The organism is Pseudomonas sp. NPDC089395 (genome assembly GCF_044749525.1).
GTDB lineage: Bacteria > Pseudomonadota > Gammaproteobacteria > Pseudomonadales > Pseudomonadaceae > Aquipseudomonas.
The window spans coordinates 306,925-324,120 of record NZ_JBIVID010000007.1; the positions used below are offsets into that span (position 1 = coordinate 306,925).

The 17,196-nt window shown below is 66.3% G+C and carries 13 protein-coding genes; 4 read left to right on the plus strand and 9 right to left on the minus strand.

The features are described from left to right. The first annotated feature begins 78 nt into the window (after positions 1–78). On the plus strand, positions 79–4,980 hold the full coding sequence (locus ACIPZG_RS17485) for an alpha-2-macroglobulin family protein (RefSeq protein ID WP_400715684.1): 4,902 nt from the start codon (positions 79–81) through the stop codon (positions 4,978–4,980). A 149-nt stretch (positions 4,981–5,129) separates the two neighbouring features. Here ACIPZG_RS17485 and ACIPZG_RS17490 read toward each other — a convergent pair whose 3' ends face one another. After that, entirely contained in the window at positions 5,130–5,423 is a 294-nt protein-coding gene (locus ACIPZG_RS17490; protein WP_008093106.1) for a hypothetical protein, read from the minus strand. A gap of 76 nt (positions 5,424–5,499) precedes the next feature. Between ACIPZG_RS17490 and pbpC the strand changes: the two genes are divergently transcribed. Both pbpC and ACIPZG_RS17500 read left to right on the plus strand, forming a co-directional pair. Continuing rightward, positions 5,500–7,854: a peptidoglycan glycosyltransferase PbpC gene (gene pbpC / locus ACIPZG_RS17495; protein WP_400715686.1), complete on the plus strand. Its 2,355-nt coding sequence runs from the start codon at positions 5,500–5,502 to the stop codon at positions 7,852–7,854. Between the two features lie 90 nt (positions 7,855–7,944). After that, positions 7,945–9,603 (plus strand): ShlB/FhaC/HecB family hemolysin secretion/activation protein, encoded by a 1,659-nt coding sequence (locus ACIPZG_RS17500; protein WP_400715688.1) that lies wholly within the window; start codon positions 7,945–7,947, stop codon positions 9,601–9,603. A gap of 18 nt (positions 9,604–9,621) precedes the next feature. Here the strand turns inward: ACIPZG_RS17500 and ACIPZG_RS17505 are convergent, their stop codons facing one another. The 8 genes from ACIPZG_RS17505 to ACIPZG_RS17540 all read right to left on the minus strand — a co-directional run bounded on the left by ACIPZG_RS17505 (position 9,622) and on the right by ACIPZG_RS17540 (position 15,661). After that, positions 9,622–10,398, minus strand: coding sequence for a response regulator transcription factor (locus ACIPZG_RS17505; RefSeq protein ID WP_400715690.1), 777 nt, complete (start codon positions 10,396–10,398; stop codon positions 9,622–9,624). Positions 10,399–10,518: 120 nt separating this feature from the next. After that, positions 10,519–10,989, minus strand: a complete 471-nt coding sequence (locus tag ACIPZG_RS17510; RefSeq protein WP_008093114.1) for an A24 family peptidase — start codon at positions 10,987–10,989, stop codon at positions 10,519–10,521. A gap of 90 nt (positions 10,990–11,079) precedes the next feature. Then, positions 11,080–11,649 (minus strand): DUF4136 domain-containing protein, encoded by a 570-nt coding sequence (locus ACIPZG_RS17515; RefSeq protein WP_400715692.1) that lies wholly within the window; start codon positions 11,647–11,649, stop codon positions 11,080–11,082. Positions 11,650–11,668: 19 nt separating this feature from the next. Continuing rightward, positions 11,669–12,316, minus strand: coding sequence for a DUF4136 domain-containing protein (locus tag ACIPZG_RS17520; RefSeq protein WP_400715694.1), 648 nt, complete (start codon positions 12,314–12,316; stop codon positions 11,669–11,671). 21 nt (positions 12,317–12,337) lie between these two features. Beyond that, the gene (locus tag ACIPZG_RS17525; RefSeq protein ID WP_008093119.1) at positions 12,338–13,087 is read right to left on the minus strand and encodes a methyltransferase domain-containing protein; all 750 of its coding nucleotides are present in this window, start codon (positions 13,085–13,087) and stop codon (positions 12,338–12,340) included. Further along, positions 13,084–13,389 carry a MazG-like family protein gene (locus ACIPZG_RS17530; RefSeq protein WP_008093121.1) on the minus strand — a complete coding sequence of 102 codons (306 nt, stop codon included), beginning with the start codon at positions 13,387–13,389 and terminating at the stop codon, positions 13,084–13,086. Before ACIPZG_RS17530 ends, ACIPZG_RS17525 begins: the two co-directional genes overlap by 4 nt. A gap of 65 nt (positions 13,390–13,454) precedes the next feature. After that, entirely contained in the window at positions 13,455–14,306 is an 852-nt protein-coding gene (locus ACIPZG_RS17535) for a MaoC family dehydratase (protein WP_400715696.1), read from the minus strand. A 2-nt stretch (positions 14,307–14,308) separates the two neighbouring features. Continuing rightward, positions 14,309–15,661: a 3-oxoacyl-ACP reductase gene (locus ACIPZG_RS17540; protein WP_400715698.1), complete on the minus strand. Its 1,353-nt coding sequence runs from the start codon at positions 15,659–15,661 to the stop codon at positions 14,309–14,311. A gap of 118 nt (positions 15,662–15,779) precedes the next feature. Between ACIPZG_RS17540 and ACIPZG_RS17545 the strand changes: the two genes are divergently transcribed. After that, positions 15,780–17,057, plus strand: a complete 1,278-nt coding sequence (locus ACIPZG_RS17545; protein WP_400715700.1) for an acetyl-CoA C-acetyltransferase — start codon at positions 15,780–15,782, stop codon at positions 17,055–17,057. The last annotated feature ends 139 nt before the right edge of the window (positions 17,058–17,196 follow it).

A 17,196-nucleotide genomic window follows, 5' to 3' on the forward strand; every position in this document is an offset into this window, starting at 1 on the left:
CGCATTGTACCGGCCAGCCATCGGCCATTGCGCTATAGTTGCTGCCCTCAAGCACCGCTGCCAAAGAGTTCCCACTCCATGTTCAACAAAGGATTGTTGCTGGCCTGCGCGCTGGCCTTGCTCAGCGCCTGTGACTCCTCGACACCCGACAAGCCCGCCCCCGCCACACAAACGCAGGCGAGCGCGCCGGCCGAGGCCCCGGCTGCCCGGCACGAAGATCCTACCGTGCTCGCCAAGCGCTTTGAGGGCCGTGAGCTGAGCGTGCTGGATGCCTCGGAAGTGCAGCTCGACGGCGCCAGCACCCTGTCGGTCAGTTTCTCCGTGCCGCTGGACGCCAAGCAGGACTTCGCCAGCAAAGTGCACCTGGTCGACACCGTGAAGGGCAAGGTCGACGGCGCCTGGGAACTCTCCGATAACCAGATGGAACTGCGCCTGCGCCACCTGGAGCCACAGCGCAAACTGGTGCTGACGGTCGACAAAGGCCTGCTGGCGGTCAATGGCAAGCCGCTTGCCAGCGAGTCGGTGACACGCCTGGAAACCCGCGACATGCAGCCCACGGTAGGCTTCGCCAGCCGTGGCTCGCTGCTGCCCACACGCCTGGCCGAAGGCTTGCCGGTGATCGCCCTGAACGTCGACAAGGTCGATGTCGAGTTCTTCCGGGTCAAGCCAGGTAGCCTGTCGGCGTTCCTGGTCAGCTGGGGCCGCAACAGCAGCCTCTACTACTACCAGTCCAAGGAAACCCTGGACATGGCCGAGCTGGTCTACAGCGGTCGCTTCGATCTCAACCCGGCGCGCAACACCCGTGAGACCGTGCTGCTGCCCATCGCCGGGATCAAGCCGCTGCAGGAACCAGGTGTGTACCTGGCGGTGATGCGCGCGTCTGGCACCTATGATTATTCGCAGCCCGCGACCCTGTTCACCCTCAGCGACATCGGCGTGTCCGCCCACCGCTACCGCGACCGCCTCGACGTCTTCGCCCAGGCCCTGGAAGGCGGCAAGGCACTCAATGGCGTCAACCTCGAACTGCATGACGACAAGGGCAAGCTGCTGGCCCAGGCCAGCACCGACGGCGCGGGCCATGCCCAGCTGCCGATCACTGCCAAGGCCGATACCCTGATCGCCACCCAGGGCGTGCATACCACGCTGCTGCGCCTGAATACCGCGGCCTTGGACCTGGCCGAGTTCGACATCACTGGCCCCCAGGCCAACCCGTTGCAGTTCTTCATTTTCGGCCCCCGCGACCTGTATCGCCCCGGTGAGACCGTGCTGCTCAACGGCCTGCTGCGCGACCAGGACGGCAAGCCGGTCAAGGCCCAGCCAGTCAGCGTGGAAGTGCGTCGTCCCGACGAGCAGATCAGTCGCAAGTTCGTCTGGGAGGCCGATGGCAATGGCCTGTACCAGTATCAGCTGCAACTGGCGACGGAGGCCCCGACCGGTCGCTGGCAGCTGTTGCTCGACCTGGGTGGTGGGCGCAAGCAAGTGTACGAGTTCCTCGTCGAAGACTTCCTGCCCGAGCGCCTGGCGCTGGAGCTCAAGGGTAGCAGCACGCCGCTCGCCCCCGAAGACGCCGCGAACATCCAGGTCACCGGCCGTTACCTCTATGGTGCTCCGGCCACGGGCAACCGCCTAAGTGGCCAGGCCTACCTGCGGCCCCTGCGCGAGGCGGTGCCGGCGCTGCCGGGCTATCAGTTCGGCTCGGTCACCGAGGCCGACCTCAACCAGGACCTGGAGCTTGATGAAGTCACCCTCGATCAGGCCGGCAAGGCCGTGGTCGCTATCGAAAGCCACTGGGCCGAGGCCCGCTCGCCGCTGCAATTGACCGTGCAGGCCAGCCTGCAGGAGTCGGGTGGGCGCCCCATCACTCGGCGTCTGGAGCAACCGATCTGGCCCGCCGAGCGCCTGCCCGGTTTGCGGGGCCTGTTCGAGGGCGAGGAAACCGACAGCGACGGGCCGGTGCAATTCGAATTCCTGGTGGCTGACCGTGACGGCCACAAGCTGGCCGCCGACGGCCTCAAGGTGCGCTTGATTCGCGAGCGCCGCGACTACTACTGGAACTACTCGCAGAGCGATGGCTGGAGCTACGCCTACAACGAGAAATTCCTCACCCAGGATGAGCAGACTCTCAACGTCGAGGCCGGTACTACCGCTAAACTCAACTTCCTGGTGGAGTGGGGCCCTTACCGTGTCGAAGTGGAAGACCCACAGACCGGCCTGGTTTCCAGCGAACGCTTCTGGGCCGGTTACCGTGCCCAGGACAACGCCGAAGGCGGCGCGGTGCGGCCAGACCAGGTGAAGCTGGCGCTGGACCAACCGGCCTACGCCGACGGCGCCACCGCCAAAGTGACCGTGACTCCACCCGCGGCCGGCAGCGGTTACCTGATGGTCGAGTCCAGCGAAGGCCCGTTGTGGTGGCAGGAAATCGAGGTGCCCGCCGCAGGCAAGACCTTCGAGGTGCAGCTGGACAAACAATGGGCCCGCCACGACCTGTACCTCAGCGCCCTGGTGATTCGCCCTGGCGAGCGCAAGGCCAACGCCACGCCAAAACGTGCAGTCGGCGTCCTCCACCTGCCCTTGGCCCGCGCCGAGCGCAAGCTGGCGCTGAGCCTGCAGGCACCAGAGAAGATGCGGCCCAAGCAACCGCTGACGGTCAGTTTCAAGGCCGTCAACGCCGATGGCAGTGTGCCCAAGCAGGTGCATGTGCTGCTGTCTGCGGTGGACGTGGGCATCCTCAACATCACCGACTTCAAGACGCCCGACCCCTTCGCCAGCCTGTTCGGCCGCAAGGCCTATGGCGCCGATCAGCTGGACATCTACGGCCAGCTCATCGAAGCCGGCCAGGGCCGCCTGGCCAGCCTGGCGTTCGGTGGCGACGCAGCGATGGCCAAGGGCGGTAAACGGCCGAACACCACGGTGACCATTGTTGCCCAGCAGAGCCTGCCGGTGACCTTGGACGACAAGGGCGAAGGCCAGGCGACAGTCGATATTCCGGACTTCAACGGTGAACTGCGGCTGATGGCCCAGGCCTGGACCGAGGAACATTTCGGCATGGCTGAAGGCAAGACCGTGGTGGCCGCGCCGCTGATCGCCGAGCTTTCCGCACCGCGCTTCCTCGCCGGTGGCGACCAGACCCGCCTGGCGCTGGACCTGGCCAACCTGTCCGGCCGGGCCCAGCAACTGAACGTGGCCATCAGCACCGAAGGCCCGTTGAGCCTGGCGGCGAGTGCCCAGCAAAGCGTGACCCTGGCCGAGGGCCAGCGCACCACGCTGATGATTCCGGTGCAGGCCCAGGGTGGCCTGGGGCAGGGCAAGGTGCAGGTGCGGGTCGATGGCCTGCAGTTGCCGAGTGAGCCGGCCAGTGCCTTCACCCGCGAATGGACCTTGGGCATCCGCCCGGCCTATCCCGCGATGCTCAAGCACTACCGGGTAGCGCTCAAGGAGCAGCCCTGGACGCTGCCAGAAGGTGACCTGGCCGCCTTCGAGCCGGCAGGCCTGGAGGCCAGCCTGGCCCTGTCGAGCCGCCCGCCCTTGAACCTGGCCGAGCAGATTCGCGCCCTCGAAGCCTACCCCTATGGCTGCCTCGAACAGACCGCCAGCGGCCTTTACCCGTCCCTCTACGCCGATGCCGAAAGCCTCGCGCGCCTGGGCATCAAGGGCGAGCCGGCGGCGGTGCGCAAGCGCAAGATCGAGATGGGCATCGAGCACCTGCTGGGCATGCAGCGCTACAACGGCAGCTTTGGCCTGTGGAGTGCCGACAGCGAAGAAGAGTATTGGCTGACCGCCTATGTCACCGACTTCCTTCTGCGCGCTCGCGACCAGGGCTATGGCGTGCCGGCCGAGGCATTGAAGAAGGCCAACGAGCGCCTGCTGCGCTACCTGCAGGAGCGCAACCTGATCGAGGTGGACTACAGCGAGAACGCCGAGCACACCCGTTTTGCCGTGCAGGCCTACGCCGCGCTGGTGCTGGCGCGCAACCAGCAGGCGCCGCTGGGTGCCCTGCGCAGCCTGTTCGATCGGCGTGCCGATGCCCGCTCCGGCCTGCCGCTGGTGCAACTGGCCGTGGCGCTGGACAAGATGGGCGACAAGCCGCGTTCGCAACAAGCCTTGCAGGCGGGCCTGGGCATCAGCCGCAGCAAGGGCTGGATGGCCGACTACGGCAGCAACCTGCGTGACCAGGCGCTGATCCTGGCGCTGCTGCAGGAAAGCAATCTGGCCAGCGACCAGGTCGACCAGCGCCTGTTCGCCCTGTCCGATGAGTTGGCGGCCAACCGCTGGCTCTCGACACAGGAACGCAACGCCTTGTTCCTGGCTGGCCGTGGCTTGCTCGGCAAGCCGGAAGGCCAGTGGAAAGCGCGCCTGGACAGTGCCGGCGAGGTCCGCGAGTTCAGCAATGACGACGCTGGCATGAAGCTCGAAGGCCCGCTGCTGGCCTCGCCTTTGAGCCTGCAGAACCAAAGCGACGCCACGCTCTATCAGCAGCTCACGCTCTCCGGCTACCCACGCCAGGCGCCTGTTGCTGGTGGCAATGGCCTGGAGATTCGCCGCGAGTACCTGGGCATGAATGGCCAGCCACTGGACCTGCAGAACCTGCGCAGCGGCGACCTGGTGCTGGTGCACCTGGCGCTCAAGGCCCAGGAGCGAGTGCCTGATGCACTGGTGGTCGACCTGCTGCCGGCAGGCCTGGAGCTGGAGAACCAGAACCTGGCGCAGAGCGCTGCCAGTCTGGACAACGCCAGCAGCGCAGTGAAGCAATGGCGGGAATCGATGCAGAACGCCAGTGTGGTGCATCAGGAGTTTCGCGATGACCGCTATGTGGCGGCGCTCAAGCTGGACGGCTACGGCACCACCCACCTGCTGTATTTGGCGCGTGCGGTAACGCCGGGCACCTACCGTGTGCCGCCACCGCAAGTGGAGTCGATGTACCGGCCGAACCTGCAGGCGGTGGGGGATGGGCAGGGTGAGATGACGGTGAAGGCGCGATGAGGCTGTAGGAGCGGCCTTGCGTCGCGAAAGGGCCTCGCAGAGGCCCCAAACCAGCGCATGCGGTGCAACAGAAACACCGTGCGCTGGCCTTGCGGCCGCTGCGCGCCCGATCGCGACGCAAGGCCGCTCCTACAATTGGCGGTACAGCCTCAATGGATGACCCAGCTCATCACCCACAAACCCAGCACCAGCCAGATGATCCCGAGGATGATCGAGGCACGCATGAACGCGCGGATCGCCGAATACAGCAGCATCAGGCCGACGATCAGGGCGAGGATGCTGATCAGCGAGGTATCCATGCCCAACGTGCGTGCCAGCCCATCGATGAAGTTGCCCCCGGCATTGGCCAGCAGGTTGAACAGCCCGCTCAAGGCATCGACGATGAAGCGGATCAACGAACCCAAGGCCTGGCCAAGCCACTCGAAAAAACCTTCTACATGCATAGTTGCTTCCTGATGAACAATTCGGCGAGTTGCCGTTCCCAAGCCTTTGGCCATCACCTGGCCAGGTCGGTTCCCGATGCCTAGCTTAGCCCGACCGCGCACCCGCGCGGGCAGGAACCTGCGCACCCTCGCCATCACGCTCATGCTGCTGTGCGCCCTGCTGTGGCTGGCTGACCGCCTGTGGCCACTGCCCATGCCGGCAGACGACTTGGCGCGAGTGGTGCTGGCCGAGGACGGCACGCCGTTGTGGCGCTTCGCCGATGCCGAGGGGGTGTGGCGCTACCCGGTCAGCCCCGACGAGGTTTCGCCGTTCTACCTGCAGGCGCTGCTTACCTACGAGGACCGCTGGTTCTACCATCATCCCGGGGTCAACCCGCTGGCGCTGGCGCGGGCGGCGTGGCTGAACCTGCGCGGTGGGCGCGTGGTGTCGGGCGGCAGCACGCTGTCGATGCAGGTGGCACGCCTGCTCGACCCGCACGACCGAACCCTGGCCGGCAAGTTGCGGCAGCTGTGGCGCACGGCGCAGCTGGAGTGGCACCTGTCCAAGCGCGAGATCCTCCAGCTCTACCTCAACCGTGCCCCGTTCGGCGGCACCTTGCAGGGCGTGGCCGCCGCCAGTTGGGCCTATCTGGGCAAGTCGCCCAAGCACCTGACCGCCGCCGAGGCGGCGCTGCTGGCCGTGCTGCCCCAGGCACCGAGCCGTTTGCGCCCGGACCGTCACCCCGCGCGCGCCCAGCGCGCCCGCGACAAGGTGCTGCAGCGCCTGGCCGAGTACCAGGTATGGCCCGCCCAGCAGATCAGCGAAGCCATCGAAGAGCCGCTGTTGCTGGCGCCCCGTCAGGAACCGGCGCTGGCGCCACTGCTGGCGCGGCGCCTGAACACCCCTGACAGCCCACCGCTGATCCGCACCACGCTGGATGCCGCCTTGCAGCGGCGTCTGGAAGACCTGCTGCTGGGCTGGCGTGCGCGCCTGCCGGAACGCACCTCGGCGGCGATCCTGGTGGTGGATGCGCAGACCATGGCGACGCGGGCCTACCTGGGCTCGATCGACCTCGCCGATGAGCGACGCTTTGGCCACGTCGACATGGTTCGCTCGCTGCGCTCACCGGGTTCGACCCTCAAGCCGTTTCTCTACGGCATGGCCCTGGACGACGGCCTGATCCATTCCGAGTCGCTGCTGCAGGACGTGCCGCGGCGCTATGGCGACTACCGCCCCGGCAACTTCTCGATGGGCTTCAGTGGCCCGGTGTCGGCCAGCTCGGCGCTGGCCCTCTCGCTCAACCTGCCGGCGGTGCAATTGCTCGAAGCCTACGGGCCCAAACGCTTTGCCGCGCAGCTGCGCATGGCCGGCATGCCGTTGGCACTGCCGCCACTGGCCGAACCCAACCTGGCGCTGATTCTGGGCGGCGCCGGTAGCCGCCTGGAGGAACTGGTCGGCGGCTATGCCGCACTGGCCCGGGCCGGCAACAGTGCCCAGGTGCGCCTGCAGCCCCAGGACTCGCTGCTGGAGCGGCGCTTGATGTCGCCAGGTGCCGCGTGGATCATCCGGCGCATCCTCAGCGGCCAGGCGCGGCCGGACCGCGACCCGCATGCCGAGTTGGTGCAACGCCCGCAGCTGGCCTGGAAGACCGGCACCAGCTACGGCTTTCGCGATGCCTGGTCGATCGGCGTCGGCCCGCGCTACCTGATCGGCGTCTGGATCGGCCGGCCCGATGGCACGCCGGTGCCCGGGCAGTTCGGCCTGGGTTCAGCAGCACCCCTGATGCTGCAGGTGCATGACTTGCTGAGCAACCGCGACAGCCAGCGCGGCCTGAGCGTCCCGGTCGAGCGCGTGCCCGACAGCGTTGGCGTGGCGGCGATCTGCTGGCCGTTGGGGCAGCCCATGGCGCGCCAGGACCCCAACTGCCGGCGGCAGCGCTTCGCCTGGACGCTCGACGGGACTACGCCACCGACGCTGCAGGCGGCCGACCAGCCGCTCGGCCTGGGGTTGCGCGAGCGGGTCTGGGTCAATGCCCAGGGGCTGCGGGTGGATGGCAGCTGCTCAGGGGCCAAGCTGCGCGACATCGCCCTCTGGCCGGCGCCTCTGGAGCCCTGGTTGCCGCGTGCCGAGCAGCGTGCGACGCGGCTGCCGGCGGTGGACCGCAACTGCCCGCCGCAGGTCCCGGCCAGCGCGCCTCCGTTGTCGATCGTCGGCGTACGTCCCGGTGACAACCTGCGCCGCCCGGCAAGCAGCACCGAGCCGCTGCAACTGCAGGTGTCGGCCCTTGGCGGCGGTGGTCGGCGCTGGTGGTTCCTCAACGGCCAGCCGTTGGGCGAAACCGAAGGCCAGGGCAGCTTGCTGGTGCGCTTCCAGCAGCTCGGGCAGCACGAGCTGAGTGCGCTGGACGAAAGCGGTGCAACGGCGCGGGTGGCATTCCAGGTGGGTGAGTAGCGTTCGACGTTTGCCGGAGCTGCACCTACGCTTGCTGGTGATGGGTGTGACCGGCGACGCTCCGGTACCCAAGGGATTCTGGAGCACCCTATGCGTCCTCTGGTCGTGCCCCTCATGCTCGTGTCCTGGGCCAACGCGGTTCTTGCCGACCCGTTGCCGGTGTATATCGACAGCCAGCAATACGAACGCCGCCTGCCCAGTGCGAATCTGCCGCTGGAAGCCTATCGCCCTGTTGCGCCGCAGCTGCAACGGGTGGCCGCTGGCGAGCCGGCTTCGATGCCGATGGCCGAGCGACTGGTGCTGCACAAGGTGCGTTTCGAAGGCGGTACGGTCTACCCGTTGAGCGAGCTGCGTGCGCACTATCAGCCGCTGCTGGGCCAATCAATCACCTTGTACGAACTGCAGCGGTTCACCGATCGCCTGACCCAGCGCTACCGCCACGACGGTTTTCCCCTGTCGTTCGCCTACTTGCCGCAGCAGGATCTTGCCGATGGCCGCGCCCACGTGGTGCTGGTGGAAGGCTATATCCGCGACGTCCAGATCGTGGGTGATATCGGCCCCGCGGCGGACTACTTCGCGCAGTTGGCCGAGCGGCTGAAAACCGAGCGGCCACTGACCGACGCTACGCTCCAGCGCACCCTTGGCCTGATGCAGCGTGTTCCAGGCGTCACCGTGCAGGCCGAGGTGGTCCCGGGTGAAGACGCCGAGGGGGCGGCACGGCTTACCCTGCGTGCATCGCGCAAGCCATTTGCAGCAGCTGTGACCGTGAATGACGGCAGCCGTGACGATCTGCAGGCGCTGTTCACGGTCTCCAGCAATGCGCAGACGCGTCTTGCCGAGCAGTTGACCGCACGTTTCTTGCTGCCGCCGGGTGATGACCAAGCGCATTACCAACGGCTTGACTACAGCCAGTACCTGGACGCCCAGGGTAGCCAGTTGCTGCTTTCGGCTGCGCGCTATCGCAGCGAACCCGGCACCCGTGTACGCCTGGACAACGGTACCGACCTGAGCCAACGCATCGAGAGCGAGCGCTATGCGCTCGGCTTCGCACAGCCGATGATCGTTGCCGCGAATGAATGGATGAACGTGACTGGGCGTTTCTATTCGGTCAGTGAGCACATCGATGAAAGGCGCGGTGGCCAGCGCGAATACGACACCTATGTACGTGCCCTGTCATTCGAGGGCGACTGGCGCCAGGCCGAGCCACGGCGCCTGCGCATGGTCAGTGCCGGGGTCTATCAGGGCCTGGATTACCTGGGCGCGCGCAGCGATGCCGACTACGACCTGGACTTCCTGCGCTTTCGACTGGCAGGGTTGCAGGGCGACACCTTGCTGGAAAACTGGCAGGGCGTTGTCTCGGGTGCGCTGTACTGGAGTGATGAGCGGCTGCCCGAGAGCGAGCGGGCGGTGTTCGGTGGGCAGCATTTCGGTCGCGGCTACCCGCGCGACCAGGCCGCAGGGGACAAGGGCTGGGGCGTGGCCTACGAGCTCAACTACAGTATCCGGCCACGCACGGGTTGGCCGCCTGTGTTGCAGCCCTATGCGCTCCTCGACGCCGCCAAGGCCTGGTACAACGGCGGGCCATTCGAGGATGCCAACATGAGTTCGGTGGCAATGGGGGTGCGGTTATCGGACGGCCGCACTGGCAGTGTTGCGCTGGAAGTGGTCAAACCGCTGGCAGATGTGGCGCTGGACAGCATGAGCCGAGCGCCGCGCGTGATGTTGAGCATTACCTATCAGATGCAATGAGGCCCACCGCGACGTGGGTCAGTGCGTGATGAAACGCTGGTGCACCGGCGACGAACTCGGCGTCAGCGCCAGGGCCAGTTGCGTGCGGTTGTGCATGTGGGTCAGGCGCAGCACCTGCGAGACGTACAGTTTGACGGTGTTCTCGGTGATGCCCAGCTCGCAGGCAATCTGATAGTTGGTCTTGCCCTTGCTCACCAGCCGGGCCACCTCCAGTTGGCGGGGCGACAGCTTCTCGAACGCAGCGGGTAGCTCGCCTTCAGGCTCCTCGGCATCGGTGGCTCGCCGGTGAACGCCCTGGCCGCGGGCTTTTTCGAGATCCTGGTAAAGCTCGTCGATGGAGCCCGCCAGGTCCTGCAGGCGCTGATTGAGGTTGCCCAGGTCCTGGAAGCTGGCCCTGCGTTCGAGCAGGATCTGCTCCTGGCGGCGCAGGCCTTCGAGCAGTTCGTCGAGGTTCATGGGTTTCTGGTAATAGTCGGCAAAGCCCTCGCGCAAGGCGCGGATCACGTCCTGCTTGTCGGCGCGGCCGGTGAGCATGATCGCTTCGAACATGCGTTGGCGCCCGGGAACCTCCTTCAACGCGCGAACCAGTTCGATGCCATCGCGTTCGGGCATGTCCAGGTCGCACAGCACCAGGCCGATGGCTTCGTCGGCGATGTAACGCTCGATGGCTTGGTCGGTTGAAAAGGCGGCAACGCAGGGGTGGCCCTGGCTTTCGAGAAACTCGCACAACTGCTCGACGATCACTTCCTGATCATCGACGACCAGGACTTTCACCCCACTTGATGTCTTGTTCACGATCAAACTCCCTGTTCGTATATGGCCCAGCTCCCGGACCAGACGCTCTGGCAGCTTAAAAATAGCCGCTGCAAGCGATTCTGTACAAGGCATGTACAAGCTATCGGACCGCAGGGATGATCATTGGATCCATACAGCGGTAAGCAGAAAGCCGGCGAGCACGTAGGGGACGAAGGCCTGTTTGTCGCCCATCTGCTCGGTCAGGGTCTGCAGGCGCTTCTTCACCTTGGGGTTGAGCAGGGTCCACAGACGCCTGCGCGTTGCCAGCCACAGCAGCAGGCTGACACCCGCCCCGATGAAGGTACCGAGCACATATTGCGGGCTGGTGGCCAAGGCCAGGGCACCCATCAGCTTGACGTCGTCGGCGCCGAAGCGGCCGAGCATGTAGCCGGGCAGGGTCAGTAGCATGACGATGGCCAAGGCCCAGCCGGCCTCGCTGGCGTCGGCGCCGATCCAGCTGTGGCCGGTGACGAACAGCCAGACCAGGGCGCAGGCGGCGACACCCAGTGTCAGCACGTTGGCGATCTGGCGTTCGCGGATATCTTGTTCAGAGCACAAGGCAAGCCACATCAGGAGAACAATGCTTTGCATTGGCAGTCCTTATTCGTTGAACACCGCTACCCGTTCAGTCAGGTTTCCTAGTCAGGGTAGACGCGAACTGACGAACGGGCTATGCCATGGCTATTTCTTGCTGCCCGGTGGGTAATGGCTCAACACTTCGGCCACGGTGTTGTGGATCGCGCTGTTGCGCTCCTCCGGGCTCGGTGGATAGTTGTTCATGATCTGCTCGGCACTGCCGCGCCAGACCAGCTTGCCGTCATGGCCATCGAACATGTCGACCTGGATGGTCGCCACCTTGTAGTCGACGCTGCGGGTCTCGTTGTACATCGGCCCGCCCCAGTAGCCACCCCAATAGCCACCCCAGCCGCCCCCGTAGTTGGTGGTGATCTGTTGCTGGCGTTGCTCGACGATCAGGTAGGCACGCACCTTGAGGTCGGCCGGGCTATTGCCTTGGGCCGGGCGCAGGCCGCGCTGGTCGAGCTGATAGTCGACCGCCTGACGGATGCGCTGTTCGGTCAGATCGCTCTTGATGCGCGGATCATCCGGGCGGTATTGCAGGCCCGGCTCCTGCCACGCCCAGCTGCGGTACGCGGCAAAGTCGCGGCTGGCGTCGTAGTCCTGCTGGACGTTGTGGCTTGAGCAGGCGGCGAGCAGCAACGCGAACGACAGTAGAACAAGGCGGCGCAACATGATGGTTCTCCATTGAACATTAACTGGGAGGATAGCCGCTGAGCGCTTTGTGCACCGATTCGCGCAAGGCGCTTTCGCGCTCGCGCGGCGAGCTCTGGTCGCTGCCGCTTTCGGCGCTCGCGCTCCACACCGGCTCGCCGTTACGGGCATCGAACAGGTCGATGCGCACCACCATCACTTCGACCTCGTAGGTGCGCACGATCGGCACGCTGGCATAGGCGCCGTAGCCGTTGTTGTAGCCACCGATGCCGACGCTGCCATAGGGACGCGGGCCATAGTAGGGGCCGTAATAAGGGTCGTAGTAGTCGTAGTCGCGTACCTGGCGCAGGCGCCGCTCAAGGCGCATGTCGGCACTGACCAGCAGGTCGCCGGTGCTACCCCTGGCGGGGCGCAGTCCATGCTGGTCGAGCGCACCGCTGACGGCGTCGGCCAGTTGACCCGGGTCGGCGTCGGCGTTGCCGGTGGGCAACTGGCCGTCGCGCCAGCTCCAGCTGCGGTAACGTCCATAGTCCCGCGCAGGTGCCGGGTAGGCACTGGCGTCGAAGGTGCTGGCCGCTTGCGCGGGGGCCGGTGGCAGCGGGCGGCTGCTGGCGACGTAGGGGTTGCTCGCCTGGCAAGCGGCCAAGGCGAGCGGCAGCATGGCCAGGCACAACGGACGGTACGGCATTTCTTCCTCCCGGCGGGCGGGTCAGCGGGGGCGGCACATCCAGTGCAGGTAGCGGCCGAGCCCGGCGAAACCTGGGTGACGGCGGTGGGCCAGTTCCATTTCCAGCAGGTCGAGCAGCTCGGCCTTGTCCTGGAATTCCTTGGGCATGTAGTCGTGGAACACCCGCACGCCGCTCTCGCTTTCGACGTGCCACATGGATTCAAGTTGCGCCTTGAGCTCCCGTGGATCAAGCGGTTTTTGCGGGGTCAGGCTCTGCTTTTCACCCTGCAGGCGGTTGCTGCGCAGCTTGCGGAAATGGCCCTTGAGCAGGTTGCGGTAGACCAGCGCATCACGGTTGTAGAAGGCCAGCGACAGCCAGCCACCGGTGGCGGTCAACTGGTGCAGCACCGGCAGGATGCTTTCCGGCTCGGCCAGCCATTCGAGCACGGCGTGGCACAGCACCAGGTCGTAGGGTTCGGTGAGCTGGCCGAGCAGATCCTGCCACGGCGCCTGGATGAAGGTGGCGGGCTGGCCGGCTTCGGCAAAGCGCGCGCGGGCGCCTTCGAGCATCGGCGCGGCCGGTTCGGCCAGGGTCACGTGGTGGCCGCGCTGGGCCAGCCAGAGCGCCATGTGGCCGAGCCCGGCACCAATGTCGAGCACCCGCAGCGGGCGGTCGGGCAGGGCTTCGGCCAGGTCGGCCTGGAGCACGGCCAGGCGGATTGCGCCCTTGGCGCCGCCGTAGATCTTTTCGGCGAAACGGGTGGCCAGCTCATCGAAGTGACGGTCGTTCATCGGGCGAAGCGCCTCTCGCTGTCGGCAAGCTTGGCCCGAACCACTTGCTCCATGTCCAGGCCCAGTTCACTGCACAGCAGCAACAGGTAGAGGATCACGTCACCGACCTCCTGGCCGGCATGGGCGAGCTGATCAGCAGGCAGCTGGCGCGATTGCTCCTCGCTCAGCCACTGGAAGATTTCCACCAGCTCGGCCATTTCCACGCTGGCAGCCATGGCCAGGTTCTTCGGGCTGTGGAAGCCGCGCCAGTCGTTGTTGTCGCGGATCCGGTGCAGGCGTTCGGTGAGTTCTTGCAGGTTCATCGGGGGTCTCCTAATGCCGCATAGCTTCGGCGCAGGCCCGATGCAAATCAAGTGGATTCGAGGCGCTAGAGCGTTTCCCAGCGCCCGACCATGTGCACCAGCTCGCCATGCCCATCGAGCCGCAGTTCACCTGCAGGGCCTGCCACGCTGGCACTGAGCACCACCTCCGACGGCAGGCGCACGGGTTTGCGGAAATCCACCTCGAACGCGTATCGGCTGTTGGGCAGGTGGGTACGCAGCGCCGCCAGTGCCATGGCCTTGCTCCACATGCCATGGGCGATCGCCTTGGGAAAACCGAACAACCGCGCGCTGGCCGCACTCAGGTGGATCGGGTTGTAGTCGCCGCAGACCTTGGCGTAGCGCCGGCCGATATCACTGTCGGCATACCAGCGGGTGGCTTCCGGCAAGGGCTCAGGCACCTTGTCTTCGCTGGCGTCGGGCTGGCCATCGAGGTGCAGGCCACGCACCAACATGCGGCTGGTCTCGCGCCAGAGTAGGCCGAGCGCATCTTCGGCTTCGGTGACCAGGTCGAAGGTGCCGCCCTTGGCATGCGCCTGCAGGTTGTCGGCGAACACTGCAAAGCGCAGCCCGTCGATGCCGCCCAATGGGCGCAGCACCTCGATGCGATTGTGCAGGTGAACCAGGCCGAGCAAGGGGAACGGGAAGTCGTGGGCTGTCAGCAGCTGCAGCTGCAGCGTGAAGGCCATCACGTGCGGGTAAGTGCCAGGCAGTCGCCCATCGTCGGTGAAGTGACAGAGCCGGCGATAGGCGGACAGGTTGTCGGGCTGCACGCGAATGAAGCTGCGCAGGCCAGCGGTCGGTAGCGTGCTGCCGCTGATCTTGCGCTTGCTCGCCGCGCGCAGGTAAAGGCTGGCGCGTGAGTCGGGGCTGTGCAGGTCGTGCCATTGTCGGTTCATGCTCATGCCCCCATCAATGCCTGGCCGCAAACCCGCAGCACTTGCCCGTTGACCGCGCCGGACCCTGGTTGGCTGAGCCAGGCGATGGCTTCGGCGACATCCTGTGGGCGTCCGCCCTGGCCCAGCGAGCTCAAGCGCCGCCCGGCCTCGCGCAGGCCCATGGGCATGGCGGCGGTCATGTGCGTCTCGATGAAACCGGGGGCCACTGCGTTGATGCTGCCGCCACGTTCGGCGAGCTTCGGCGCCCAGGCCTGGGCGAAGCCGATCAGCCCGGCTTTGCTGGCCGCGTAGTTGGCCTGGCCACGGTTGCCGGCGATGCCGCTGACCGAAGCCAGCAGGGTGATGCGTGCGTGCGCGCCCAGCGCGCCCCCTTCATGAAGCGCCTGGGTCAATACCAGCGGGGCCTTGAGGTTGACCGCCATGACCGCGTCCCAGTATTCCGGGGTCATGTTGGCCAGGGTCTTGTCGCGGGTGATGCCGGCGTTGTGCACGACGATATCGATGCCGCCGGGCAGGGCTTCGAGCAGCTGCGCGGCGGCGTCGCCGGCGCAGATGTCCAGGCCCAGGGCCTTGCCGCCCAGGCGGGCGGCCAGGGCGTCGAGGTCCTGTTGCGCCTGCGGCACGTCCAGCAGCATGACCTCGGCACCGTCGCGGGCCAGGGTTTCGGCGATGGCAGCGCCAATGCCTCGCGCCGCGCCGGTGACCAGCGCCCGCCGGCCCGCCAGCGGCCGGGTCCAGTCTTCGACCTGCTCGGAGCAGGGTTCAAGGCGCAGCACCTGTCCGGAAATGAATGCGCTCTTGGGCGAAAGGAAGAAGCGCAAGGCCCCTTCGAGCTGGTTTTCGGCACCGTTGGCGATGTAGAGCAGCTGCGCCGTGGCGCCGTTGCGAAGCTCTTTGGCCAGTGAACGGCTGAAGCCCTCCAGGGCACGCTGGGCAACGCTGGCCAGTGGGTCGTCGAACTGCTCTGGCGCACGCCCGAGGATTACCACATGGGCGCAGGCGGCCAGGCTGCGCAGCAAGGGCTGGAAGAACTCGCGCAATTGCTTCAGCGCGTCGCTGTCGGACAGGTGGCTGGCATCGAACACCACGGCCTTGATCTTCGGCCCCAGGCCGGCGACCCAGGCGGGGGCCTGCAAGCCTTCGTCATTGAAGCTGTAGCATTCGTCGGTCAGGCGCGGGGCGATGGCTTCGACGGTGTTCGCCAACGGCCCGCCGCCCAGCACCAGCGCGCCCTCTACAGGGCGCAGGCGGCCCGCCTGCCAGCGCTCCAGCGGCGCCGGGCGCGGCAGGCCAAGGGCATCGACCAGGCGACGGCCGAGGTTGGAGTTGGCAAAGCCGATATAGCGGTCGCTCATGTGCGGGACTCCCTGAAGGCAAGCTTGCAAGTGTGGACCAACTTTGTGGCAAGGTCGTTCGAATGCGGCAAAAACACCTAGGCTGTACGGACCGAATGGTTTCAGGAGGAATCCACGCATGCGTTCACTTCGCCGGGTCGCGATCCTGGGCGGCAACCGAATTCCCTTCGCCCGCTCCAATGGCGCTTACGCCACTGCCAGCAACCAGGCGATGCTCACCGTCACTCTCGAGGGCCTGATCGAGCGTTATCGACTGCATGGTCTGCGTTTGGGCGAGGTGGTGGCGGGCGCGGTGCTCAAGCACTCGCGCGACATGAGCCTGACACGCGAATGCGTGCTCGGGTCGCGCCTGTCGCCACAGACGCCTGCCTACGACATCCAGCAGGCCTGTGGCACTGGCCTTGAGGCCGCGCTGCTGGTGGCCAACAAGATTGCCCTGGGGCAGATCGACAGCGGCATCGCGGGGGGCGTGGACACCACTTCCGATGCGCCGATCGCGGTCAATGAGGGGCTGCGTCGCATCCTGCTGCAAGCCAACCGCGGCAAGAGCCTTGGCGAGCGGCTCAAGCCATTCCTGCAACTGCGCCCTGGCCACCTGAAGCCCGAGCTGCCGCGCAACGGCGAGCCACGCACCGGGCTGTCGATGGGCGAGCACTGCGAACGCATGGCGCAGACCTGGCAGATCGACCGCGCCGCACAAGATGAATTGGCCCTGCTCAGCCACCAGCGGTTGGCGGCGTCCTACACCGACGGCTGGCAGGACGACCTGGTGACGCCGTTCCTGGGGTTGGCGCGCGACAACAACCTGCGGCCAGACCTGAGCCTTGAGCAACTCGGCAAGCTCAAGCCGGCGTTCGACCACAGTGGCCTGGGCACGCTGACCGCGGGCAACTCCACGCCGCTGACCGATGGTGCTTCGCTGGTGCTGTTGGGCTCGCCGGAGTGGGCCCAGGCGCAAGGGCTGGAGGTGCTGGCCTACCTGGTCGATGGCGAAACGGCGGCGGTGGATTTCGTCAAAGGCCAGGAAGGGCTGTTGATGGCGCCGGTCTACGCCGTGCCGCGCCTGCTGGCGCGCAATGGCCTGAGCCTGCAGGACTTCGATTACTACGAGATTCACGAGGCCTTCGCAGCTCAGGTGTTGTGCACCCTCAAGGCTTGGGAGGATGCCGAGTACTGCCGCACGCGTCTGGGGCTGGAGGCACCGCTAGGGGCCATCGACCGCAGCAAGCTCAACGTCAAGGGCAGCTCGCTGGCGGCCGGGCATCCGTTTGCCGCGACCGGGGGGCGGATCCTGGCCAATCTAGCCAAGCTGCTGGCCAAGGCGGGCAAGGGGCGCGGGTTGATTTCGATCTGCGCGGCGGGGGGGCAGGGTGTGACGATGATTGTCGAGCGTTGAGAACGCGTCGCCCCATTCGCGGGACAAGCCCGCTCCCACAGGCACTCCACTGAACCTGAGAACAGTGAAATAGCTGTGGGAGCGGGCTTGTCCCGCGAAATGAACGACACCGATACCACAGGTGTTAGGCTTGTCTGGT